This is a genomic window from Pollutimonas bauzanensis (assembly GCF_040393045.1).
In the GTDB taxonomy this organism is placed as follows: domain Bacteria; phylum Pseudomonadota; class Gammaproteobacteria; order Burkholderiales; family Burkholderiaceae_B; genus Pollutimonas; species Pollutimonas bauzanensis_A.
Window position 1 is genome coordinate 20,179 of record NZ_JBEBUX010000010.1, and the last position, 22,672, is coordinate 42,850.

At 55.2% G+C, this 22,672-nt stretch carries 22 protein-coding genes; 13 read left to right on the forward strand and 9 right to left on the reverse strand.

Going from position 1 to position 22,672, the window contains the following annotated elements:
* A complete protein-coding gene (gene aroG / locus ABWO67_RS02925) occupies nt 1-1,095 on the reverse strand; it encodes a 3-deoxy-7-phosphoheptulonate synthase AroG (RefSeq protein WP_353147257.1) in 1,095 nt (364 codons plus the stop codon).
* A 376-nt stretch (nt 1,096-1,471) separates the two neighbouring features.
* Between aroG and ehuB the strand changes: the two genes are divergently transcribed.
* The 4 genes from ehuB to ehuA are packed head-to-tail and all read left to right on the forward strand — an operon-like array spanning nt 1,472 to nt 4,481.
* Entirely contained in the window at nt 1,472-2,329 is an 858-nt protein-coding gene (ehuB, locus tag ABWO67_RS02930; RefSeq protein ID WP_353147260.1) for an ectoine/hydroxyectoine ABC transporter substrate-binding protein EhuB, read from the forward strand.
* 12 nt (nt 2,330-2,341) lie between these two features.
* Complete coding sequence (gene ehuC / locus ABWO67_RS02935) at nt 2,342-3,013, forward strand: ectoine/hydroxyectoine ABC transporter permease subunit EhuC (RefSeq protein ID WP_353147263.1); 672 nt, start codon at nt 2,342-2,344, stop codon at nt 3,011-3,013.
* 2 nt (nt 3,014-3,015) lie between these two features.
* Nucleotides 3,016-3,708, forward strand: coding sequence for an ectoine/hydroxyectoine ABC transporter permease subunit EhuD (ehuD, locus tag ABWO67_RS02940; RefSeq protein WP_353147266.1), 693 nt, complete (start codon nt 3,016-3,018; stop codon nt 3,706-3,708).
* Complete coding sequence (gene ehuA / locus ABWO67_RS02945; RefSeq protein ID WP_353147268.1) at nt 3,705-4,481, forward strand: ectoine/hydroxyectoine ABC transporter ATP-binding protein EhuA; 777 nt, start codon at nt 3,705-3,707, stop codon at nt 4,479-4,481. Before ehuD ends, ehuA begins: the two co-directional genes overlap by 4 nt.
* A gap of 5 nt (nt 4,482-4,486) precedes the next feature.
* Here ehuA and ABWO67_RS02950 read toward each other — a convergent pair whose 3' ends face one another.
* From ABWO67_RS02950 to ABWO67_RS02965, 4 genes are all read right to left on the reverse strand, one after another.
* Complete coding sequence (locus tag ABWO67_RS02950) at nt 4,487-5,731, reverse strand: aminotransferase class III-fold pyridoxal phosphate-dependent enzyme (protein ID WP_502929952.1); 1,245 nt, start codon at nt 5,729-5,731, stop codon at nt 4,487-4,489.
* Between the two features lie 76 nt (nt 5,732-5,807).
* Nucleotides 5,808-6,353 (reverse strand): MarR family winged helix-turn-helix transcriptional regulator, encoded by a 546-nt coding sequence (locus ABWO67_RS02955; protein WP_353147271.1) that lies wholly within the window; start codon nt 6,351-6,353, stop codon nt 5,808-5,810.
* 115 nt (nt 6,354-6,468) lie between these two features.
* The gene (gene tldD, locus ABWO67_RS02960) at nt 6,469-7,926 is read right to left on the reverse strand and encodes a metalloprotease TldD (protein ID WP_353147274.1); all 1,458 of its coding nucleotides are present in this window, start codon (nt 7,924-7,926) and stop codon (nt 6,469-6,471) included.
* A 22-nt stretch (nt 7,927-7,948) separates the two neighbouring features.
* Nucleotides 7,949-8,767: a carbon-nitrogen hydrolase family protein gene (locus ABWO67_RS02965; RefSeq protein ID WP_353147276.1), complete on the reverse strand. Its 819-nt coding sequence runs from the start codon at nt 8,765-8,767 to the stop codon at nt 7,949-7,951.
* Nucleotides 8,768-8,939: 172 nt separating this feature from the next.
* Between ABWO67_RS02965 and ABWO67_RS02970 the strand changes: the two genes are divergently transcribed.
* Nucleotides 8,940-9,302 carry an H-NS histone family protein gene (locus ABWO67_RS02970; RefSeq protein WP_353147279.1) on the forward strand — a complete coding sequence of 121 codons (363 nt, stop codon included), beginning with the start codon at nt 8,940-8,942 and terminating at the stop codon, nt 9,300-9,302.
* A 20-nt stretch (nt 9,303-9,322) separates the two neighbouring features.
* Here the strand turns inward: ABWO67_RS02970 and ABWO67_RS02975 are convergent, their stop codons facing one another.
* Nucleotides 9,323-9,970, reverse strand: coding sequence for a DUF4136 domain-containing protein (locus ABWO67_RS02975; protein ID WP_353147282.1), 648 nt, complete (start codon nt 9,968-9,970; stop codon nt 9,323-9,325).
* Between the two features lie 131 nt (nt 9,971-10,101).
* Here ABWO67_RS02975 and pepN point away from each other — a divergent pair, with 131 nt between their 5' ends.
* Both pepN and ABWO67_RS02985 read left to right on the forward strand, forming a co-directional pair.
* Nucleotides 10,102-12,810 (forward strand): aminopeptidase N, encoded by a 2,709-nt coding sequence (gene pepN, locus ABWO67_RS02980; protein WP_353147285.1) that lies wholly within the window; start codon nt 10,102-10,104, stop codon nt 12,808-12,810.
* Nucleotides 12,807-13,826, forward strand: a complete 1,020-nt coding sequence (locus ABWO67_RS02985) for a class 1 fructose-bisphosphatase (protein ID WP_353147288.1) — start codon at nt 12,807-12,809, stop codon at nt 13,824-13,826. Before pepN ends, ABWO67_RS02985 begins: the two co-directional genes overlap by 4 nt.
* Before the next feature lie 64 nt (nt 13,827-13,890).
* Here the strand turns inward: ABWO67_RS02985 and ABWO67_RS02990 are convergent, their stop codons facing one another.
* Nucleotides 13,891-14,880, reverse strand: coding sequence for a quinone oxidoreductase family protein (locus tag ABWO67_RS02990; protein ID WP_353147341.1), 990 nt, complete (start codon nt 14,878-14,880; stop codon nt 13,891-13,893).
* A gap of 77 nt (nt 14,881-14,957) precedes the next feature.
* Between ABWO67_RS02990 and ABWO67_RS02995 the strand changes: the two genes are divergently transcribed.
* Entirely contained in the window at nt 14,958-15,845 is an 888-nt protein-coding gene (locus ABWO67_RS02995) for a DMT family transporter (protein WP_353147291.1), read from the forward strand.
* Here ABWO67_RS02995 and ABWO67_RS03000 read toward each other — a convergent pair.
* Nucleotides 15,829-16,896, reverse strand: coding sequence for a tartrate dehydrogenase (locus tag ABWO67_RS03000; protein WP_353147294.1), 1,068 nt, complete (start codon nt 16,894-16,896; stop codon nt 15,829-15,831). The two genes, ABWO67_RS02995 and ABWO67_RS03000, sit on opposite strands and share 17 nt — an antisense overlap.
* An 89-nt stretch (nt 16,897-16,985) precedes the next feature.
* Complete coding sequence (locus ABWO67_RS03005; RefSeq protein WP_353147296.1) at nt 16,986-18,509, reverse strand: helicase HerA-like C-terminal domain-containing protein; 1,524 nt, start codon at nt 18,507-18,509, stop codon at nt 16,986-16,988.
* A 109-nt stretch (nt 18,510-18,618) separates the two neighbouring features.
* Here ABWO67_RS03005 and ABWO67_RS03010 point away from each other — a divergent pair, with 109 nt between their 5' ends.
* The 5 genes from ABWO67_RS03010 (at nt 18,619) to rsfS (ending at nt 22,671) form a co-directional block, all read left to right on the forward strand.
* A complete protein-coding gene (locus ABWO67_RS03010; protein ID WP_353147299.1) occupies nt 18,619-19,350 on the forward strand; it encodes a YebC/PmpR family DNA-binding transcriptional regulator in 732 nt (243 codons plus the stop codon).
* A 64-nt stretch (nt 19,351-19,414) separates the two neighbouring features.
* Nucleotides 19,415-20,710, forward strand: coding sequence for a phosphoribosylamine--glycine ligase (gene purD, locus ABWO67_RS03015; RefSeq protein WP_353147302.1), 1,296 nt, complete (start codon nt 19,415-19,417; stop codon nt 20,708-20,710).
* 41 nt (nt 20,711-20,751) lie between these two features.
* Complete coding sequence (gene hemF, locus ABWO67_RS03020; RefSeq protein ID WP_353147305.1) at nt 20,752-21,657, forward strand: oxygen-dependent coproporphyrinogen oxidase; 906 nt, start codon at nt 20,752-20,754, stop codon at nt 21,655-21,657.
* Complete coding sequence (nadD, locus tag ABWO67_RS03025) at nt 21,648-22,253, forward strand: nicotinate (nicotinamide) nucleotide adenylyltransferase (protein WP_353147308.1); 606 nt, start codon at nt 21,648-21,650, stop codon at nt 22,251-22,253. The genes hemF and nadD overlap by 10 nt, the downstream gene beginning before the upstream one ends.
* Before the next feature lie 22 nt (nt 22,254-22,275).
* Nucleotides 22,276-22,671: a ribosome silencing factor gene (gene rsfS, locus ABWO67_RS03030; RefSeq protein ID WP_353147311.1), complete on the forward strand. Its 396-nt coding sequence runs from the start codon at nt 22,276-22,278 to the stop codon at nt 22,669-22,671.
* Nucleotide 22,672: the final 1 nt, after the last annotated feature.

A 22,672-nucleotide genomic window follows, 5' to 3' on the forward strand; every position in this document is an offset into this window, starting at 1 on the left:
TTAGGCCTGGCTGCCGATCAGGGCATTTGCTGATTGCGCACGAACCTGGCGACGGGTCTTGACTGCCTGCGCGAGGCGCTCAAGCACCTTGACCGAAGCATCCCAATCAATACAACCATCGGTAATACTTTGCCCGTAGACCAGGGGCTTCCCGGCGACCAAATCCTGACGGCCACCCACCAGGTGGCTTTCGATCATGACACCGAAAATACAGTCGCTGCCGGCTTCCATCTGGCCGGCGATGTCGTCGATGACCAGCGGCTGGTTCAAGTAATCTTTGTTGCTGTTGGCGTGGCTGGCGTCTACCATCAACCGGGCCTTCAACCCGGACTTCACCAGCGCCTGACAAGCTCCGGCAACATTTTCGGCATCATAGTTAGGCGTTTTTCCGCCGCGCAGAATGGCGTGGCAGTCGTTATTACCCGCGGTAGAGACAATGGCTGAATGGCCGCCCTTGGTAACGGAAAGGAAATGATGAGGCTGCGATGCGGCCTTGATGGCATCGATCGCGATCTTGACATTGCCATCGGTGCCGTTCTTGAAACCTACCGGGCACGACAATCCCGATGCCAATTCGCGGTGGACCTGGCTTTCCGTTGTACGCGCGCCAATAGCCCCCCACGAAACCAGATCGGCAATGTACTGGGGCGTAATCATGTCGAGGAACTCGCAACCAGCAGGCATACCCATCTGATTCACGTCGATCAGCAATTCACGCGCAGTGCGTAAGCCCTGATTGATATTGAAGCTGCCGTCGAGCCCCGGATCGTTGATCAAGCCTTTCCAGCCAACCGTGGTGCGGGGCTTTTCAAAGTAAACCCGCATGATGATTTCAAGTTCGTCCTTGAAATGTTCACGCTGGGCCAACAACCGCTTGGCATAGTCCAGTGCAGCCGCAGTGTTATGAATGGAGCAAGGTCCAATTACGACGGCCAGGCGATCATCGGTGCCCTGCAAAATGCCATGTAGGGCCTGGCGCGCGCTGTAAACCGTTGCGGAAATTTCGGTAGTGCAGGGAAACTCGCGCATGACATGGGCGGGCGGGCTAAGTTCTTTGATTTCCCGGATTCGTAAATCATCAGTATTGTGCGACACAGCTTAACTCCAGAGTAAATGTCAACTTAGCAAGCGGTACAAAAAAAGCCGCCTAGCGTAGCTGGCGGCTTTTTGGGAATTTGGTTCTTCTTACTGCGTACAACGCTTCCCGTTCTCCACCAGCGGCTGGGGAAAAATAAAATAAAAGAAAGCAAAGGACGAAGCGCGATACATGCATAGATCCTAGCACAGAGTTACCCCCACTGCCAAGAAAAAATTAAATATATGCTGCGACGCCGCAAGTAAAAGCAAGCCCAATTGATTTGAGTTGAAATGATTTTGTAGTGTATGATTTTTATAGCTATCATCGTTAAGCGAACAATAAAGATACCGTGGCGAGCCTCGTCATGCCTCTTCTTAACAAAAGGACATGCACATGAAAAAAACTCATATCGCAACGTTATGCACACTGGCGGCGACCGTGGCTGTTGGTCTGCCGGGCTTGGCTTCGGCCGCAACGCTACAAGAAGTCAAAGACCGCGGCTATATCCGCGTAGCGGTGGCAAACGAAATTCCTTATGGCTATATGGACCTTGACGGAAAAGCAAAAGGCATGGGTCCCGATGTAGCCAAACAAGTCATGAAGCAGTTGGGAATCCCTGAGATCAAATGGGTGACAACCAATTTTGGCTCGTTGATTCCTGGTTTGCGCGCTGATCGCTACGATATGGTTGCCGCTGAAATGGCTGTCTTGCCACAGCGCTGCAAAGAGGTCTTGTTCTCGGAGCCCAATAGTTCATATGGAGAAGGCCTGCTTGTCGCTAAAGGTAACCCCGATGACGTCCATAGCTTCGAAGCCTTCGTCAAGTCTGACAAGAAAATAGCGATTATGGCTGGCGCCGACCAGTTGGAAATCCTTCAAGCACTGGGCGTACCCGGGGACCGCATGGTTACCATCTCGAATAACGCGGACGCCATTTCTACCGTATCCACCGGGCGTGCAAGCGCCTACGCTGCAACCAGCCTTACCGTAAGCGAACTGGCAGGGAAAAGCGACAAAGTGGAAGCGGCTCAAAACTTTACCGACCCGGTCGTGAAAGGCGAGCCTGTACGCAGTTGGGGGGCCTTTGCATTCTCGCAAGAGTCCGAAACATTGCGCGATGCCGTCAATGCCGAAATGGCAAAATTCAAAAAAAACCCAGACTGGGAAAAAACCATGGCGCACTATGGGTTTAGTCCCGACGATGCGAAGAGTTCATTTAGCAAAACCACCGAGCAGCTTTGCACTGAATAAGCGATACCGCTAATGGATTGGATCAGTTACAGCACGCCGCTGTTGCAAGGCGCTTGGGTGACAATACAGCTGACCCTGTACTCCACCGTGTTAGGTGCATTTTTCGCCTTCGCCTTTGGCCTGGGGAAATTGTCGCAAAACTGGCTGCTAAAAAGCGTAGCTATTCTTTTCATCGAGGTTTTTCGGGGCACGTCCTTACTAGTCCAGTTGTTCTGGCTGTATTTCGCCCTGCCTATCCTGGGTCAGGCTATCGGCCTGGACCTGAGGCTGCCCCCGGTGGTGGCGGGCACGCTTGCCCTTGCGCTGAATATCGGCGCATACGGGGCCGAAGTCGTACGCGGCGCCATCCAGGCAGTGCCTGCATCCCAGCATGAAGCGGCCAAGGCGCTGGACTTCACGCCCAAACAAGTGCTCTGGCGTATTTCCCTGCCGCAGGCTATTCCCGAAATGATGCCCAGCTTTGGCAACCTTGCGGTACAAAACCTGAAAGATACGGCCCTGGTTTCCTTGATCAGCCTGGGAGACCTTGCCTTTCGCGCGGAGCAAATCCGCAACTTCACCCAAGACAGCACTACTGTTTATACCTTGCTGCTCTTTATGTACTTTGGTATGGCCCTGGTCTTGACTGCCATTATGAAACTGCTGGAACGCCTGGTTGGGCGCTGGCGCGCAGGGGGGACCTGACCATGTTTTTCGGTATTGAATGGGACACCACGACTAATTGGACATTTGCCGTTTCCATACTGCCCATTTTGCTTAAAGGCCTGGTCATCACGATTCAGGCCACCGTAGTGGGTTTTGCCATTGCGGCGGTGCTTGGCCTGATTCTGGCGGCACTCAAGTCGGCGCGCTTGAAGATCATTTCCTGGCCTGCCCGGCTGATTACTGAATTTATCCGCGATACGCCTTTGCTGGTCCAGCTTTTTTTCCTGTATTACGTGCTACCCGACTACGGGATAGTGCTGCCCGCGTTCCTGACTGGCGCGCTTGCCCTGGGCGTACAGTACAGCGCGTATACGTCCGAAGTGTACCGAGGCGGTATAGAGTCGATTGCCCGGGGGCAGTCCGAAGCGGCGCGCGCTCTCGATCTATCCGCGCTGCGCACGTTCTTTGTGATTATTGTTCCGCAGGCAATCCCGCGCATCATCCCGGCCCTTGGCAACTACCTGGTGTCCATCATGAAAGACGTGCCGGTGCTGTCAGTGGTTTCAGTGTTGGAAATGCTTAATGTCGCCAAGATTATCGGCGACCGTACTTTCAACTACCTTATCCCCCTCTCCATGGTGGGCGGGCTGTATCTTGTGCTTACCCTATTCGCCTCAGCGGCCATACGATACCTTGACACCCGGCTGCCCAAGCAAGGAATACCCCTGCGATGAATGAACCCATCATCAAATTCGACAAAGTCGTCAAGCGCTTTGGCGATGTTACCGTTCTGGACTCCCTCGATTTCGAGGTAAAAAAAGGCGAAAAAGTCACTATCATCGGTCCTTCCGGTTCTGGTAAGTCGACAGTGCTGCGCATTCTGATGACACTGGAAACGATCAATGAGGGCATGATACATGTGGCCGGCAAACCGCTCTGGCATCAATACAAAGATGACCAGCTCGTGCCTGCCAGCGAAGATCATCTACGTGAAATGCGCAAGGAAATGGGGATGGTTTTCCAGCAGTTCAACCTGTTCCCGCATATGACCGTGCGCCGTAATGTCACCGAAGCGCCTGTCCATGTACTTGGCCTGTCTAAAGAAAAGGCCGGCGAACGCGCCGACAAATATCTTGATCTGGTGGGTCTTTCTGATCAGGCGGATAAATTTCCCAGCCAGCTATCGGGCGGACAACAACAGCGGGTTGCCATTGCCCGCGCTCTGGCCATGCGCCCTAATATCATGCTGTTCGACGAGCCCACCTCTTCGCTGGATCCCGAGCTGGTTGCTGAAGTGCTTGGCGTCATCCAGCGACTGACCGAAGAACACGACCTGACGATGCTGCTGGTTACGCACGAAATGCAATTTGCCAAACAAGTCTCCGACCGCATCTGCTTCTTTGACAAAGGAAAAATTGTGGAAGAAGGCCCGCCCGAAACGCTCTGCACCAATCCCAAAGAAGAGCGCACCCGTGAATTCCTGAAAAACTTCATCCACCCGGAATAAACACGCTACAGCCCCAACACCTCGGAAACGCTGCGGTCTATGATCTCGAGACCGCGAACCAGCAAATCGTCTTCGATGGTCAACGCCGGCAACAACTTGAGAATTTCGTCTTGAGCCCCAGACGTCTCTACAATTAGGCCGTAGGAGAACGCTTTCCTGGATATCTTCTCGGCCAAATCACTATTGGCGGGCGTCACCAGGCCTTGTATCAATCCACGCCCGCGCACGCCTAGCTGAGCCCAAGGGTAACTATGCACGATATTTTCCAGGCAATCGCGCATCAGACGCTCTTTGCGCTCGACGGCGACAGCGAACGCATCGTCGAACCAGTAGGCTTCCAGCGCCTGCGCCGCCGTTAACAACCCCAGTTCATGGCATGTACCACTATCGCGGTAGACAGGCCGCCGCGCGTAACCCAAATCAGGCTTGGTCAACAGTATGGACATCGGAAGGCCAAACCCTGACAAGGACTTGGATAACGCAATCATATCGGGCTGAATGCCTGCCATTTCAAAACTGAAAAACTTGCCCGTACGGCCACAACCGACGAGCGTGTCGTCCAAAATCAGCAACATGTCATGGCGTCGGCACAGCGCCTCAAGCTCTCTTAGCCACCGCCACGTCAAGACGTTGACGCCGCTCTCGCCCATGATCGTTTCAACCACCACAGCGGCGGGCGTGGCCTGCCCCGTCAGCCGGTTACCAAGCAAACCTTCCAGGTAACCGACCGTGTCGACATCCGGGCCGAAACAGCCGTCGTAGGGCATGAACAAAGTATTGCCCAACGCCCGTGAAGATATCGGTCCTAGTGTCGCGCTGGCCATAGACTGCGCCGAACTGCCGTAGGCTGCCGAAAACGAATGGGTAAACGACACGACATTCTGTCGACCCTTGATGTGTCGCGCCAGCTTGAGCGCTGCCTCTACGGCGCATGCACCGGTGCGTCCGGTAAGCTGGGCGACATAATTCACATTCCTGGCACTCGGCACCAAGGCATTGACGGTTTCGGCAAAACGCTGAACAGAGCAGGCCCCGTTCAGCGTTTCTCCAACACCCGGTCTGGCATGCCGCCCGAGATAATGAGCCAGCTTACGCTCCAGAATGGGATTGTTGTAGCCGTAATTGAGCGCGCCCGAAGCGCTGTAGAAATCAAGATATTCCCGGCCTGCGTCGTCGACCAGAATCGAGCCGGCAGCCTTGTTGAATGCTGTTGATATCGATCGCACGTAACCTCGTGCATGGGACTGCATCCTGGCAAATATCGTGGACGCTATCAAGTGCTTTCTCCCCTGAATAAAAGAACGCAAGGGTAAAACAGAAAACGCATCAAACCACTATTCCGGACTCGGGCTGAGCGCCATCGGCAACTGGAACATCAAGGATAGGAGACGATGGATCGCTAGGGGCTTCGGGTGCTGCCGCGCTGGTCGATTCCATCAAGTAAACGATGCGCTCCAGGGACATCGTAATGGTTGCCTGTTCAAGTGCTGGCAGCGCATTGAGCGCATCGGCCAATTTCTTTTGCAACGGCGAAGGAGTGTCTTGCACCAACTGCACACCTGCATCCGTTGCCGTTACGAAAACAATACGGCGGTCTTCGCGCCCGCGCTCTCGCTTGATCCATCCTTTGTCTTCCAGTCGGTCGAGAATGCCGACCACCGTGCTAGGACTGACATGGATTTCCCGGCTGATGGCAGTAGCGGTAAGAGGACCGTTTTCGACCACTGCGCGAAGGCAAACCAACTGCGGCGCGGTGATATTGCTGTAAGCCGCCAACTGCCGTGAATGCAACGCAATAGAACGGGTAATACGTCTTAGTGCGCGCAAGATACGCAAATCGTAGTGCGGATCTGTTGCTGTCGAATTAATCATGGATATAAACAATTCAAGTAAATTGATTTCAACCAGAATCGTAGAGCGGCATCTTGAGGCTTGTCAACATACCGGCGGAATAAGGTATTCACCCTCTTCCGCCCTTGCCTGCCGTCTACGCCGTACCGCCCACCGTAAGCCCATCCATGCGCACGGTAGGCATACCCACGCCTACTGGCACGCTTTGGCCTTCTTTGCCGCAGGTTCCAACCCCTGAGTCCAGTTGCAAATCGTTGCCGATGAGGCTGACCTGGTTCATGGCGTCGGGACCGTTGCCGATCAGCGTAGCCCCTTTCACAGGGTAAGTGACCTTGCCATTTTCTATCATATAGGCTTCCGAGGTCGAAAACACAAACTTGCCGCTGGTGATGTCGACCTGGCCGCCGCCGAAGTTGACGGCATACAAGCCTTTTTTCACCGAAGCAATGATTTCCTGCGGCGGCACTTGCCCAGGAAGCATAAACGTGTTGGTCATGCGCGGCATGGGCAAATGGGCGTAGGACTCGCGACGGCCATTTCCTGTGACCGGCATTTTCATAAGCCGGGCGTTCATTGAGTCCTGCATGTACCCCTTCAGGATGCCGTCTTCGATCAGGACATTGCGCTGCGTCGCGTTGCCTTCATCATCGATATTGAGCGAGCCGCGCCGGTCGGCAATGGTGCCGTCATCGATGACGGTAACGCCCTTGGATGCGACCCGTTCGCCTATGCGCCCCGAAAAAATACTGGAACCCTTGCGATTGAAATCGCCTTCGAGGCCATGGCCTACGGCTTCGTGCAACAAGATGCCTGGCCAACCTGACCCCAGCACAACCGTCATTTCTCCCGCAGGGGCCGGCTTGGCGTCAAGATTCGTAAGCGCTTCGTGGGTAGCGCGCTGCACATAAGAGCGCAATATGTCGTCCGTAAAGTATTCCAGCCCACAGCGTCCACCCCCGCCCCCATGCCCCATTTCACGGCGGCCATTGCGCTCGGCAATGACGGTCAGGGAAAGTCGCACCAGCGGACGGATGTCGGCCGCCAGTCGCCCGTCACTGCCGGCAACCAGGATAACGTCGTATTCAGCGCCCAGCCCTGCCATGACCTGAATAATATGCGGATCCGCGGCGCGAGCCATGGCTTCGAAGCGCTCCAGCAAGGCTACTTTTTCAGGCGCGGACAAGGTATTGACGGGATCAATTGCGGGATATAGCGCATGGCCCGCCGGCGGATGCCCGCTGATTACTTTCTGGCGACCCGCGCCTTGGCGGGCAATGGTGCGTACGACCCGTGCCGACGACAACAAAGCGTCGGGCGACAGCGTATCGGAATAGGCGAAGGCGGTTTTTTCGCCGCTGATGGCACGCACGCCAACCCCTTGCTCGATAGAGAAACTGCCGGTCTTGACGATGCCTTCTTCAAGGCTCCAGCCTTCGCTACGCGTATATTGAAAATACAGGTCGGCGTAATCGACCTTATGAGTAAAAATTTCGCCCAGCGCGCGCGCCATATCCGTTTCGCTTAACCCCCAGGGGTCGAGCAAAACCGACTTGGCGGTGGCTAGTGCGTTAATAGCAGGATCAGCAAGTTTCATAAAGAAGTACCGTTGCAACGAATTACATCGTTCGATGTTTAAGGGCGGGCAAGGATGCACGCACGTCGGACAAGCGCTGGAGGTCGATGTCGCCAATGGCGAATCCGGCCCCCTCTGCGAGGCAGTCGACAACGTCGCCCCATGGGTCAATTAGAACAGAATGCCCCCAAGTGCGGCGGCCATTCTCGTGTTTGCCGCCCTGAGCCGAAGCCAGGACATAGCATTGATTTTCAATGGCACGGGCACGCAACAGGATTTCCCAATGCGCGCTACCCGTGGTGTAGGTGAAAGCAGCCGGCAAGACAATAAGATCCACCTCGCCCATGGCCCTGAAAAATTCCGGGAAGCGCAGGTCGTAGCAAATAGAGAGGCCTACTTTGCCGAAAGGCGCCATAAAAGTTTGCGGGGAATTTTCCCCTGGTCGGATGGAAATCGATTCGTCGTACGATTCCTGGCCTTTATTGAATCCGAACAAATGAATTTTGTCGTAGCGCGCAACCTGCGTACCGGACGGATCATAGACCAGCGTAGCATTATAAATGCGGCCGGGATCATCATTATCAAGTGGCAGCGTCCCGCCTACCAGCCAAATACCATGCTTGCGCGCCTGATCGGCGAGAAACTCCTGAATGGGTCCGCTGCCTGGCATTTCCTTGAGTGGCAGTTTGTCGCGATCATTGCGGCCCATAAAACAAAAATACTCTGGCAACACAATAAGCTGAGCGCCTGCCGTGGCGGCCTGCTCTATCAGTACTCCGGCGTTGCGCAAATTGTCTGCAAGCTGAGTGGATGAGACGGTTTGAATAGCCGCCACACGAAAATTATTTTTAATCGCAGCCATCTTATTTACAATACTCGATGCCAATCCAAGGAATTAATATAAAAAAATAAATAATAACGGTGATTATCGTTATTAAATATAAATCGAACGCGTTAGAATCCGAATTGGCCTTGAGTCCGCATTAGCTTGTTTTTGCGGCAAGTACCTTAGACCCTTCAGACCAGGAATAACAATGACCCGCGATACGTACTCTTCATTGAAGCAAAAAATTGAAAAAGAGATACTAAAGTTGCAAAAACAGGCCCAGGCACTACAAACAAAACAACGCGGGCCAGTTATTACATCAATTATCCGTTCAATGCGTGAATACGATATCACGCCAGAAGAAATTGCCGAAGCCTTCAATAAGAAAGCAACGCGATCCAGCCCACGTAAAACAGCAGCTAAACCGGCTACGGCAAAACGGCCTGTGGCGGCAAAATACCGCCACCCCCAGACTGGCGCTACCTGGACTGGCCGCGGCAAAGCCCCGCGCTGGATCACCGCTGCCGAAACTGAAGGCCAGAACCGCGATGACTTTCTAATCAAAGCGTAAACAGTTCCAGTGGTTATATCTTAACGCGTGCGTTTGTAATTTACTTCGCGCACCTGGCCGTTATTACCCGGGAAGCCGTCAAATACTGCTTGAGCCAGATAAGGCATTGCCAGTGCCAGATTATCAGATGTGCTTACATTGACGGCACTCGACCGATAAACTTCGGCGCCACCGCTCTGCATGTCCTTGATAATAACGGTCAACGTATTTTTATAAACTTCGACTGGCACATTTTGATAGGCTGGCGAGTAATACATGCCACCGCCCCAACCGCCATATCCGCCATAATAACCGCCGAACGCGGGGCCAAACCCCCAGCCATCCATATAGGGGTCATAGCTGCGTTGCACTAAAACCTGACTGATCGGGTTTTCATAACTGATGGATACGTCGAACCTTGCGGTCTGGCCTGAACGCGCTTCTACCAGGCCGACCGGGCCGATCGCGGCGCGTACCATGTCTGCCACCGAGTCGAACTCAAGATTATTGACTTGAGTCGTAGACGGAACAATACGATACGACTGACCTTGCACATTGGCAGGCCACTTTTCATAGCTGGTGACGCGGGCCGACAACGTTGATGCGCAACCGGCAACCAATAAAAGACTTGCCACCGCCGCCCAAAACCGTAACATCGAGCCCGTGGCCGGGCGTGATTTACCTTGCATACTCCCTCCGTGACACATTGCCCTTGTCAATAAGACCATCAAATTGAATCAAAGGTTGCATTCTTCACTAAAAAACCACAATGCGGCGCAAATACTACAATAGGCGCATCATTGAATATTGAGCTCCCGCCATGCGTACTGACTCTGTGCCCACCATATCCCGCCACGACTACCAACCCTATCCTTATCGCCTGCCTGAAGTGTGCCTGGAATTCGATCTCGATGCAGCGCAAACACGCGTTTACGCGCGACTTACGTTTGAACGGTCAAGCGAAGGCAACCCTCCCCTAGTCCTTAACGGGCAAGATTTGGGCCTGGAGTCGGTCATCCTAAATGGGCAGGCCTTGACGCCAGAACAATACCAGCTGGAAGACGAAACGCTCACCGTTTTCCCCCACACGTCACGATTTACGCTTGAAATCGTCAGTTTGTGTCAACCTGCACAGAATACTAGCCTGATGGGCCTGTATGTATCCGGGAATAAACTGTTCACTCAGTGCGAAGCCGAAGGGTTTCGGCGCATTGCGTGGTTTCCCGACCGTCCTGACGTGATGTCGCGTTATCAGGTTACGCTGCGCGCGAATAAAGAAAGCTACCCTTTGCTTCTGTCCAACGGCAACCTTTTGCGCGCCAGCGATTTGCCCGATGGGCGGCACCAAGCGGTGTGGGAAGACCCGCACCCCAAGCCCAGCTATTTATTTGCCCTGGTAGCCGGCGATTTTGCATGCCGCGAACAAACCATCCAGACGATGAATGGCCGCGATGCGCTGCTGCAAATTTATAGCGACCGAGGTTCGGAAAACAAAACGCAATGGGCGCTGGACTGCCTGGTACGGTCTGTGAAATGGGACGAGCAGCGCTTCGGCCTTGAACTGGACCTGGACCGCTTTATGGTGGTTGCGGCCAGGGATTTCAATATGGGCGCCATGGAAAACAAAGGCTTGAATGTTTTTAATTCAGCCTACGTCCTGGCCGACAAGGACTCCGCGACCGATGCGGCCTACCGTGCCATTGAAGCCGTTATCGGCCATGAGTATTTTCATAACTGGACCGGCAATCGCGTTACCTGCCGAGACTGGTTCCAGCTTTCCCTGAAAGAAGGCCTGACTGTGTTTCGCGACCAGGAGTTTTCAGCCGACATGCTTGCACAAGACTTGTCGGGTCCGGAAGCCGACAGCGCGCGCGCTGTCAAACGCATTGACGATGTCAGTACCCTGCGCATTGCGCAATTCCCGGAAGATGCCGGCCCCATGGCTCACCCTATCCGGCCGGAAAGCTACCAGGAAATCGGTAATTTCTACACTGCGACGGTGTACGAAAAAGGCGCCGAAGTCATACGCATGCAGCACACGATCCTGGGAGAAGCCGGATTCCGGGCCGGGATAGATGAATACTTCCGGCGTCACGATGGCGCGGCCGTGACCTGCGATGATTTCGTCAGCGCCATGGAGTCCATCTATGTGCAGCAACACCCGGGAAGAAACCTTGATATTTTCCGCCGCTGGTACAGCCAGGCCGGCACCCCCCGCGTTAAGGTTGAACTGAAGTACAACGCTGATGAAAAAACCTGCGCGATCACGTTGCATCAGCACTGCGAGCCGGTTGGCATAGAAAAACTGCAGTCGCCGCCAAGCCCCAAGCCGCCGCTGCATATCCCCTTCGCCTTGGGCCTGCTGGATCAGCAAGGCAAACCCCTGGCTATCGAATACAACGGTCAAATGCTGGACACTGTCCTGCTGGAACTCACTGACGAACAGCACACTTGGGAATTCAGCAACATTCCTGAAAAACCCGTGCCTTCGCTACTGCGCAATTTTTCAGCCCCGGTCATTGTGGATTTCGAAAGAAGTGATAGCGACCTGGTGCTTTTGGCGCAACACGATACGGATCCCTTTGCACGCTGGGAAGCCGTGCAGGAATTGGCCACGCGGCAGTTGCTGTCATTGATCGACGCATTTACTCAGGGCCAGCAGCCCGGCATCGACTCCGCCGTGGTTGACACCTGGCGCGCCCTGCTGCTCGACGAACAACTTACCGCCGCCTACAAGACTCGCATACTCAGCCAGCCCGCCGAAAAGGAGCTGCTGGAAAAAACCTCGCCTATGGATCCCGTTGCCGTTGTGCAAGCCAGCCGGTTTTTGCGTGCGGAACTGGGTAAAGCGCTGGCGCATGAGTGGCAGCAAGCCTATCAAGCCTGCGCCGATGCAGCTACGCCGTACCAACCCGACCCGCTGTCATCGGGCCGCAGGTCGTTGCGCAACCTCTGCCTGCAATATCTGATGGCCGCAGGCGTGGCTGAAGCCACCGATCTGGCAACAGCCCAGTATTACGAAGCCAAAAACATGACGGATCGGATCGGCGGGCTGTCAGCGCTGGTCAATTTTGCCGCTCCCGCCGCAAGTTCTGTTGCAGTTAACCACTTCTACGAACAATGGCAGCAAGACCCGTTAATCATCGATAAATGGTTTGCACTGCAGGCAGCCGCGCCTGGCACCACGGTGGAAACCGTAAGGGCCTTAATGTTGCACCCCGCGTTTTCCTTACGCAACCCCAATCGGGCAAGATCGCTGGTGTTCCAGTTCTGCATGAATAATCTGCAAGGCGTGCACACGCCGCAAGGTTACGAATTCTGGGCTGAACAAGTCGTGGCACTGGACAAGCTCAACCCTGAAATCGCGGCACGCCTGGCGCGGGCATTCGACAACTGGGCGCGCTTCGCCGCCCCCTACCGCGACGCCATGCACAAAGCACTGCAACATATTCAACAGCAACCCGCGCTATCGCGCAATGTCGCTGAAATCATTTCCAAAGCCTTGAAAATACAGCAGGAGTTCAAATGAAGCACAAAACGCTAACGCAATATCTGGTCGAGCAGCAAAGAAAAAAGCAGGCCGTCTCGGCAGAGGTGCGCCTGCTTATTGAAACCGTGTCGCGCGCGTGCAAGGCAATTAGCCATGCCGTCAGCAAAGGCGCACTGGGCGGCGTCCTGGGCAGCCTGGAAAGCGAAAACGTCCAGGGCGAAGTCCAAAAAAAGCTGGATGTGCTGTCCAACGAAATCCTGCTGGAAGCCAACGAATGGGGCGGCCACCTTGCCGCCATGGCCTCCGAGGAAATGGAGACCATACACCGCATTCCAAACCGCTATCCCAAAGGCGAATACCTGTTGTTGTTTGATCCCCTGGACGGCTCGTCCAATATCGATGTGAATGTATCCATCGGCACCATATTTTCCGTGTTGCAGGCGCCGCACCACGCTTCGGGGCGCGATGTCGATGAAAGCGACTTCCTGCAAGCCGGCGTGCGCCAAGTCGCTGCAGGCTATGCCGTGTATGGCCCCCAAACGATGCTGGTGCTGACCGTGGGAACAGGCGTGGTCGGTTTCACCCTGGATCGCGAAATGGGTTCATGGGTGCTGACCGATGAAAATATCACCATCCCCGAACAAACAGCCGAATTCGCCATCAACATGTCGAACATGCGCCACTGGGAAGCCCCGGTCAAACGCTATATAGACGATTGTCTGGCTGGCAAGACGGGCCCCTTCGGGAAGGATTACAACATGCGCTGGATCGCTTCCATGGTGGCCGACGTGCATCGTATCCTTACACGCGGAGGCGTCTTTATGTATCCGCGCGACGAACGCCCCTCTGGCAAGGCCGGCAAGCTACGTTTGATGTATGAAGCCAACCCCATGAGCTTCATTATCGAGCAGGCAGGCGGAGCAGCCACGGATGGCAACCAGCGTATCCTGGACGTGCAGCCCACCGCATTGCACCAGCGTATAGGCGTTGTGCTGGGTTCGAAAGAGGAAGTCGAACGAGTACAGCGCTACCACCAAGAAGCAGAAGCGCTGTAAGACGCGTTTAGATACCGGCAGGATTCGAATGAGCCCTGCCGGCTACAACGCCTTATAAGCGTGATCAGTCCAGCGTAAGAATTGTGGCGCCGGTTGTTTTACGGCCCTGCAATGCTTCCTGGGCTGCGCCAGCATCTTCCAGTGCAAAGCGCTGGCCGATGGTGATGCCGATTTTCTTTTTCGCCACCAGGCCAAAAAGTTCGTCGGACGCCGACTTCATTTTTTCCAAAGTCGGCACATGCGTTGCAAGCGTCGGGCGAGTAACGAACAAAGACCCCTTGCCCGCCAATACCCCCAGATTCACGCCGTCGACAGCCCCTGACGCATTGCCAAAGCTGACCATCAGGCCGCGCGGTTCAAGGCAGTCAAGCGATGTAAGCCAAGTATCTTTACCCACACCGTCGTAAACGACCGGTACTTTCTTTCCGTCGGTAAGTTCTTTCACCCGCTCGACGACGTTCTCTTTGGAGTAATCGATAACTTCCCAGGCGCCGTGGGCCTTGGCCAGCGCGGCTTTTTCAGGCGTGGACGCCGTACCAATGAGCTTGACCCCCAAGGCCTTTGCCCACTGACATGCAATCAGGCCCACACCGCCCGCCGCAGCGTGAAACAGTATGGTTTCGCCGCCTTGCAAACGGTACGTCTGGCGAAACAGATACTGCACCGTTAGCCCTTTAAGCATGATCGCGGCGGCCTGATCAAAATCTACCCCTTTGGGGATTTTTACGACACGGTCGGCAGGAACATTGCGGGCCTCGGCGTACGCGCCCAGGGGGCTTTGCCCATAAGCGACACGATCACCCACTTTAAGATGGCGGACATCGCTGCCCACAGCCTCGACCACCCCCGACGCCTCGAAACCCAAACCATGAGGCAAGGGATGCGTATAAAGCCCCGTTCTGAAGTAGATGTCGATAAAATTCAGGCCTACCGCTTTCTGGCGTATAGTTACCTCGTTTTTTTCGGGCGCCGGCACTGTGACCGAAACGAGCTGTAGTACCTCGGGCCCACCATTTTTTTCTAGACGTATTGCTTTGACCTGGTTTTCCAAAATGGACTCCTTGCTTAGAAATTGCATGCGCGATGATAGTGGCTAGTTTAAATCCTTATTGCAAGCTTGTACCTGAAAATATGCATCGTCAAAGCGCTCTATTTGCGATTCATATCGCTGCCGTATTATTTGGTCTTACCGGTATTTTCGGCGAGCTGATCCAGGCTGACGCCATGGTCATTACCGCCGGGCGAGCCAGCTTTGCCGTTATCGCGTTGTTTGCCTTCATCCGCTACCAGGGCGGTTCGCTGATGCAAGGCATGAAAGCAAGGAATATATGGGTACTGCTGGCCGCCGGCGCCATGCTGGCCGTGCACTGGGTGACCTTTTTCATTGCGGTAAAAATTGCCGGCGTTGCGGTCGCTACGTTGGGCTTTGCCAGCTTCCCCGCCTTTATCACTCTGTGCGAATGCATTTTCTTCAAAGAAAAAATCAGCATTTCCGAATGGCTGATACTGGCGCTGGTTACAGTGGGGCTGGTTCTGGTGACGCCTTCCTTCGATTTCCAGGACGAGGCCACGATCGGCTTGGCGTGGGCCATTTTGTCGGGGCTGACCTTTGCCATCTTCACATTGATCAATCGCCGTGCGGCGGCCCACATGCCCGCGCAACAGGTGGCATGCTGGGAAAACCTGGTTGTCGCCCTGCTTACCCTGCCTTTCTCATTTCCGGCGATTGCGCAATTGGACGCGCTTAACTGGTTATGGATAGTCCTGCTTGGGGTATTTTGCACAGCACTGTCGCATTACTTGCTGGTATCAAGCCTGATGGTCTTGAAGGCTCGCAGCGCCGGTATTGTGATCGCGCTGGAGCCTGTTTATGCTATTTTCTTCGCGGCTGTCCTGTTTGCCCAGTACCCGTCCACCAGGGCGTTATTCGGTGGCGCCTTGATGATAGGCGCCATCGTATGGTCGGGCTTGCGGCAGTCAGAAAAAAAAGCCGCTAAACGAACTAAAGCTGCGCAATGATATCTGCAATGGCCTGGCCCACCTCTTGGGTGCTTGCCTTGCCTTGCATATCGGGCGTACGCGGGCCTTTTTCCAGTACCGTTTCTATGGCTTGAACCACTTCCTGCGCCGCCTGCGGATAACCCAGGAAGTCCAGCATCATCGCGCCGCTCCAGATTTGCCCTATGGGGTTGGCAACGCCTTTCCCATAAATATCGGGCGCGGACCCGTGCACCGGCTCGAATAGAGACGGGAACTTGCGATCGGGGTTCAGGTTGGCCGAAGGCGCAATACCGATCGTGCCAGTGCATGCTGGACCCAAGTCCGACAAAATATCGCCAAACAAATTGGATGCCACCACCACATCAAACCAGTCTGGATGCTGGACAAAATGGGCGCAGAGAATATCGATATGATATTTATCCCAGCGCACGTCGGGATACTGCTGCGCCATCTCGGCAACACGCTCGTCCCACCAAGGCATGGAAATGGAAATACCATTCGATTTGGTGGCCGCCGTCAGGTGCTTGCCGCGCTTTTGCGCCAATTCAAATGCAAACTTCAGCACGCGCTCAGCGCCGACCCGGGTAAATACGCTTTCCTGGATCACGACTTCGCGTTGAGTACCTTCGAATAGCCGACCACCGCTATTGGAGTACTCGCCTTCGGTATTTTCCCGAACGATGTAAAAATCGATATCGCCAGGCTTGCGGTCGGCCAGCGGCGACTTTACGCCAGGCATCAATCGTACCGGACGCAAATTGATGTATTGATCGAATTCACGGCGGAACTTGAACAACGATTCCCACAAGGCCACGTGATCGGGCACCAATTCAGGCCAACCTATCGCACCAAAAAATATGGCCTCATGGCTGCTCAGGCGCTGCTTCCAGTCCTCGGGCATCATGCGGCCATGTTTTGCGTAATAGTCGCAGCTCCAGTCAAGAACATCCCACTCGAACTGTATGCCATGACGGCTGGCGACGGCTTGCAATACGCGCAGCCCCTCCGGCATGACTTCCTTACCAATACCATCGCCTGCAATGACCGCAATTTTGTGGACTTTAGACACCCTAAACTCTCTTTCTTTTCAGTTAAAAACAACACAGGCAATCGATGCGCAATGATTGCTGAAGGCCTGTTCCCAATAAATCCTTGCTTTTACTTCCGGCCCGTCAGCGACCCAAGCACGCCTCTAATAAGTTGATTGGCTGTGCGCCTGACAGCGCTTTTGACCGCTGATTGCACAAGACCGTCGCGACGCCCTCCTCGTGGACCGGTTGAGCCAAACAGAAAATCATTAACTGTCCCCATAAGGCCGGAATCAGCTTCCTGCGCCTTGCCGGACGCATCCGTGCCTGCCGCCGTTGGGACAGCGCCCCCTGATGGCGCCGACGCTCGGCCGTTTTCGGTGCGCTTCTGCAGCACTTCATAGGCCGATTCACGATCAACGATTTGGTCATATTTGCCGCCAAACAGGGAAGCATTGCGTATCGCCTGGCGCTCGGCATCGGTAGCCGGCCCTATGCGGCTACCCGGAGCCATCATCCATACCCTTTCAGTCGCCGTAGGGCTGCCCTTGGCGTCCAGCAAGGACACCAGGGCCTCGCCCACTCCCAGCTCGGTAATGGCCGCCTCAATGTCAAGGCCAGGATTCGGCCGCATGGTCTGGGCTGCCGTCTTGACCGCTTTCTGGTCGCGCGGCGTAAAGGCCCGCAAAGCATGCTGCACGCGATTACCCAACTGTCCAAGGACAGTTTCGGGAATGTCCAGCGGATTCTGGGTAACAAAATAAATACCTACCCCCTTGGATCGCACCAATCTGACGACTTGCTCTATTTTTTCCAACAACGCTTTGGGCGCGTCATTGAATAACAAATGCGCTTCATCAAAAAAGAAAACGAACTTGGGCTTTTCCGGGTCGCCGACTTCTGGCAGCCCTTCGTACAGATCGGCCAGCATCCACAACAGGAAAACGGCATACAAACGCGGCGACTGCATCAGCTTGTCGGCCGTCAGGATATTAATGATGCCTTGCCCTTTTTCGTTGACACGGATCCAATCGAAAATATCCAGCATGGGTTCGCCGAAAAATTGATCGGCCCCCTGCGATTCCAGTCGCAGCAGGCTGCGCTGAATAGCCCCGATGGATGCCGACGACACGTTGCCGTAGCGTGTGCGCAGTTCCGCCGCACGATCAGCCACGTTTTGCAGCATGGCGCGCAGGTCTTTCAGGTCGAGGATAAGCTGGCCTTCGTCGTCGGCAACTTTAAAGACCAGGCTCAACACCCCTTCCTGGGTGTCATTCAGTTCAAGCATCCGGGCCAGCAACAAAGGCCCCATGTCGGATACCGTGGCCCTTACCGGATGCCCTTGTTCGCCGAAAATATCCCAGAACACAACCGGGCTGGCGCCCCACACGGGTTCAGGCAAGCCCAGTTTGCTTAGCCGTTCCTGCAGCTTGGGGCTGGCCTGACCGGCCTGAGAAATTCCGCTCAGGTCGCCTTTGACATCAGCCATGAATACAGGCGTGCCCATACGGGAAAAGGCTTCGGCAAGCAGTTGTAATGTTACAGTCTTGCCCGTACCCGTGGCACCGGTAATGCAGCCATGTCGATTGGCAAGTTGAGGAAGCAGCGTTGATTCTGCATTGGTATTTTTTGCGATAACAATTGGATCAACCATTTTTTCAGCTTTCCTGACAAGGGCAAATAGAATGCCCAAGTGTAATTCGATGCTCGTTCCTCTGCACGCGTTAAAATCACCTTCTTTACCTTGAATTCACTGAAAACTTATGGCCGGTCATAGTAAATGGGCGAATATCCAGCACCGCAAGGGTCGCCAAGATGCCAAACGAGGCAAGCTCTGGACAAAGATCATCCGCGAAATCACTGTCGCCGCGCGCGCAGCTGGGGCTGACCCGGATACCAATCCACGTCTGCGCATGGCGTGGGACAAGGGTATGGCCGCCAATATGCCCAAGGAAAACATCCAGCGCGCCATTCAGCGCGGCGCGGGTGGGGCCGATGGCGCCAACTACGAAGAAATCCGCTACGAAGGGTATGGGGTCGGCGGTGCGGCTGTCATCGTCGACTGCATGACCGACAACCGCCAGCGCACGGTTTCCGACGTACGTCACGCATTAAGCAAGAATGGCGGCAATCTCGGCCAGGAAGGCTCCGTTGCCTTCATGTTCCAGCATTGTGGCCAGTTCCTGTTCGCCCCCGGTACGTCCGAAGAACAGGTAATGGAAGCCGCGCTGGAAGCCGGCGCCGAAGACATCCAGACCGACGAAGAAGGCATGATCGAAGTCACCTGCCCCGTGCCCGTTTATGCGGCGGTCAAGGTGGCGTTCGAGCAGGCCTCGCTTATACCCGAGGTGCAAGGTGTCGTCATGAAGGCGCTTAACGAAACGGAACTCGTCGGCGACGACGCCGTCAAGATGCAAAAGATGCTGGACGCGCTCGAAAGCCTGGACGATGTCCAGGAGGTCTATACCACTGCTGTGCTCGACGAGTCGGACTGACCAGCCAAATTTGCAGATTTTCTTTCTTTTCATCACTGCCTTACGGCATTAACAAGCTCTCACTATGAAACTACTCGTAATCGGTGGCGGTGGCCGCGAACATGCCCTGGCCTGGGGACTGGCAAAGTCAGCCCGAGTCCAGACCGTCTATGTGGCTCCCGGAAACGGCGGCACGGCCTTATCACCGAAATTGCAAAATGTAGCGCTAAGCCGTATTGACGAACTTGTCGCCTTTGCGCAAAAAGAAAATATCGCATTTACAGTGGTAGGCCCTGAAGCGCCGCTGGCAGCCGGGGTGGTCGACGCCTTCCAGGCGGCTGGACTGAAAATATTCGGCCCCACTCAGGCGGCCGCGCAACTCGAAAGCTCCAAGGACTACGCCAAGGAATTCCTGGTGCGGCACCATATTCCTACTGCCGCCTACCAAACCTTTACGGATCCCGCTAAAGCCAAGGCCTATATCACCGCGCAGGGCGCTCCCATTGTCGTCAAGGCTGACGGCCTTGCTGCCGGCAAAGGGGTCGTCGTCGCCACGACAGTCAGCGAAGCACACGACGCCATAGACATGATGCTGGGTGACGGTTCGCTGGGTGCGGCCGGCGCGCGCGTCGTCGTCGAGGAATGCCTGGTTGGAGAAGAAGCCAGCTTTATCATTATGTGCGATGGTCGCAACGTGCTTGCCATGGCGACCAGCCAGGATCACAAGCGCTTGAAAGATCAAGACCAAGGGCCGAATACCGGCGGCATGGGCGCATACTCTCCGGCTCCCATCATCAGCCCCGCCCTGCATGACCGCATCATGCGCGAAGTCATACACCCCACTATTTCAGGCATGGCCAAAGACGGCATTACCTATACGGGTTTCCTGTATGCCGGCCTGATGATAGACAGCGGTCCGGACGCTACCCGCTCCATCAAAGTGCTTGAGTTCAATTGCCGCATGGGCGACCCTGAAACCCAGCCCATCATCATGCGTGTCAAAAACGACTTGGCGCAAGTGTTCGAGCTTGCTGTTGCCGGACGCCTGGATGAAGCGCAAATCGATTGGGATCGGCGCACGGCGCTAGGCGTAGTCATGGCTGCCCATAACTACCCGGCTACGCCCCGCAACGGCGATGCCATCACCAGTTTGCCGCAAGACACCGACGAATGCATGGTATTTCACGCCGGCACCAAACTGGATGACGGTATATTGAAGACATCGGGCGGGCGCGTCCTGTGCGTCACCGCATTGGCTGACTCGGTAAAACAGGCGCAAGCGGCGGCCTATGCCGCCATCAGTCAAACCCATTTCGATGGGCAGCAATACCGCAGCGATATCGGATGGCGCGCCATCCCGGACGAGAGCACCCCGACGTAACGGCATGCCTCAATCCACGCAGACGACACAAGGAAACTGATATGACTGTTCCCATTTCCGCCGCCTACGATTATTTTCTGGATTTACAGGCACGTATTGTAGAAACACTAGAAGCCGCCGACGGCAGCCGTTTTGAAGCCGACCAGTGGTCGCGCGACGAAGGCGGCGGCGGCTTGTCGCGCTACCTGGAAGGCGGCCCGCTCTTTGAGCGTGCCGGCGTCCTGTTCAGCCACGTGCAGGGCAAAACCCTGCCTGCATCCGCAAGCGCGCATCGCGGTGAACTGGCCGGGCGCTCTTGGGAAGCGATGGGCGTATCCCTGGTGTTGCATCCACGCAATCCCTATGTGCCCACAGTCCACATGAACGTCCGCCTGTTCGTAGCGCATGCGGCAAAAGCCGACGAGGACGACGTTTTCTGGTTCGGCGGCGGTCTGGACTTGACGCCCTATTACGCTTTCGAAGAAGACGCCCGCCACTTCCACGAAGTATGCCACCGCGCGCTGGAACCCTTTGGCGCGGATAAATACCCAGCGTACAAAAAATGGTGCGATCAATACTTTTACCTTAAACACCGGGACGAAACGCGGGGCGTAGGTGGGCTCTTCTTCGACGATCTTAACGAACAGGGCTTCGACCACAGCTTTGCGCTGACCCAATCGGTAGGCAATTCCTTTTTGGACGCCTACATGCCTATCGTCGAAAAGCGCCAACGCACGCCCTATACAGAAAAGCAGCGGGATTTCCAGGCTTATCGCCGGGGCCGCTACGTCGAATTCAATCTGGTTTTCGACCGCGGCACACTTTTCGGCCTTCAATCCGGTGGGCGCACCGAATCGATTCTACTTTCCATGCCGCCTATGGCCGCATGGCGCTACTGCTGGGAGCCCAAGGCAGGAACCCCTGAAGCTGCTCTTTCAGACTACCTGAAACCGCGCGAATGGCTATAAAAAGAACAGGCTTGCTGGGCGGCAGCTTCGACCCCGTACATCTGGCCCACATTGCCTTGGCTGAAACCGCCAGACAGACCCTGGACCTTGAAGAGGTCCAGCTCATACCCGCCGCCGACCCCTGGCAGCGCAGCCCACTGGCAGGCACCGGCAAGCAGAGACTGGCAATGCTGGAGATCGCGACGCGAAACCATCCCCATTTACATGTCAATCCAGTAGAAATTCTGCGCGGCGGCACTACCTACACCATCGATACCCTGAGGCAGCTGCCGCCAAACGAAGAGTATTATTGGATACTAGGTGCCGATCAACTACGCAATTTTTGTTCATGGCACTGCTGGCAGGAAATCGTCAGCCTCGTCAAGCTGGCCGTGGCCCAGCGCCCCGGCGCATCCCTGACGCCCCCGCAGGAGTTGGCCGACCACCTGGCCCAAAATGGCGCCACGCTGATCGAACTGCCCCTGGAACCGACATCCATATCCGCCACACAAATACGCCAGCATCTGGCTGCGGGCGAACCCACCGATATGATGCTGGATGTTGCTGTTGCACAATATATTCACCAAAATGGGCTCTACCTAGCGCCTGTTGCCTAACGTCTCACGGTATAGTTCACCCATGGATATTCAAAAACTGCAACGCCTTGTTATTGACGCCCTTGAAGACGTCAAAGCACAGGACATCAAAATCTTCAATACGATGCACATTACGGGGCTATTCGACCGCGTCGTGATTGCCACGGGTTCGTCTAATCGCCAGACCCGCTCGCTTGCTTCCAGTGTGGCTGACAGCGCCCGGGAACAAAAAATCCCCATTGTCGCTTTCGAAGGCGAAGACACGGGTGAATGGGTTCTGGTCGACCTCGGCGACATCGTCGTGCACTGCATGACCCCCGCAATTCGCCAATACTACAACCTGGAAGAAATCTGGGGCGGCAGGCCTGTCAACGTCAAGCTGCTGCCGCAATCGATGCAACCCAGCATGCCCGAAACCTTCGATTACGACGAGGAATAAC

Bases quoted from the DNA above. Each gene is read 5' to 3' on its own strand.
- ABWO67_RS02975 (WP_353147282.1), bottom strand. From the start codon at position 9,970: ATGCAAGGTAAATCACGCCCGGCCACGGGCTCGATGTTACGGTTTTGG.
- ehuC (WP_353147263.1), top strand. From the start codon at position 2,342: ATGGATTGGATCAGTTACAGCACGCCGCTGTTGCAAGGCGCTTGGGTG.
- ehuB (WP_353147260.1), top strand. From the start codon at position 1,472: ATGAAAAAAACTCATATCGCAACGTTATGCACACTGGCGGCGACCGTG.
- hemF (WP_353147305.1), top strand. From the start codon at position 20,752: ATGACTGTTCCCATTTCCGCCGCCTACGATTATTTTCTGGATTTACAG.
- ehuA (WP_353147268.1), top strand. From the start codon at position 3,705: ATGAATGAACCCATCATCAAATTCGACAAAGTCGTCAAGCGCTTTGGC.
- ehuD (WP_353147266.1), top strand. From the start codon at position 3,016: ATGTTTTTCGGTATTGAATGGGACACCACGACTAATTGGACATTTGCC.
- ABWO67_RS03005 (WP_353147296.1), bottom strand. From the start codon at position 18,509: ATGGTTGATCCAATTGTTATCGCAAAAAATACCAATGCAGAATCAACG.
- ABWO67_RS02955 (WP_353147271.1), bottom strand. From the start codon at position 6,353: ATGATTAATTCGACAGCAACAGATCCGCACTACGATTTGCGTATCTTG.
- nadD (WP_353147308.1), top strand. From the start codon at position 21,648: ATGGCTATAAAAAGAACAGGCTTGCTGGGCGGCAGCTTCGACCCCGTA.
- tldD (WP_353147274.1), bottom strand. From the start codon at position 7,926: ATGAAACTTGCTGATCCTGCTATTAACGCACTAGCCACCGCCAAGTCG.
- ABWO67_RS02950 (WP_502929952.1), bottom strand. From the start codon at position 5,731: ATGCAGTCCCATGCACGAGGTTACGTGCGATCGATATCAACAGCATTC.
- purD (WP_353147302.1), top strand. From the start codon at position 19,415: ATGAAACTACTCGTAATCGGTGGCGGTGGCCGCGAACATGCCCTGGCC.
- ABWO67_RS02985 (WP_353147288.1), top strand. From the start codon at position 12,807: ATGAAGCACAAAACGCTAACGCAATATCTGGTCGAGCAGCAAAGAAAA.
- rsfS (WP_353147311.1), top strand. From the start codon at position 22,276: ATGGATATTCAAAAACTGCAACGCCTTGTTATTGACGCCCTTGAAGAC.
- ABWO67_RS02995 (WP_353147291.1), top strand. From the start codon at position 14,958: ATGCATCGTCAAAGCGCTCTATTTGCGATTCATATCGCTGCCGTATTA.
- ABWO67_RS02970 (WP_353147279.1), top strand. From the start codon at position 8,940: ATGACCCGCGATACGTACTCTTCATTGAAGCAAAAAATTGAAAAAGAG.
- ABWO67_RS03010 (WP_353147299.1), top strand. From the start codon at position 18,619: ATGGCCGGTCATAGTAAATGGGCGAATATCCAGCACCGCAAGGGTCGC.
- pepN (WP_353147285.1), top strand. From the start codon at position 10,102: ATGCGTACTGACTCTGTGCCCACCATATCCCGCCACGACTACCAACCC.
- ABWO67_RS02965 (WP_353147276.1), bottom strand. From the start codon at position 8,767: ATGGCTGCGATTAAAAATAATTTTCGTGTGGCGGCTATTCAAACCGTC.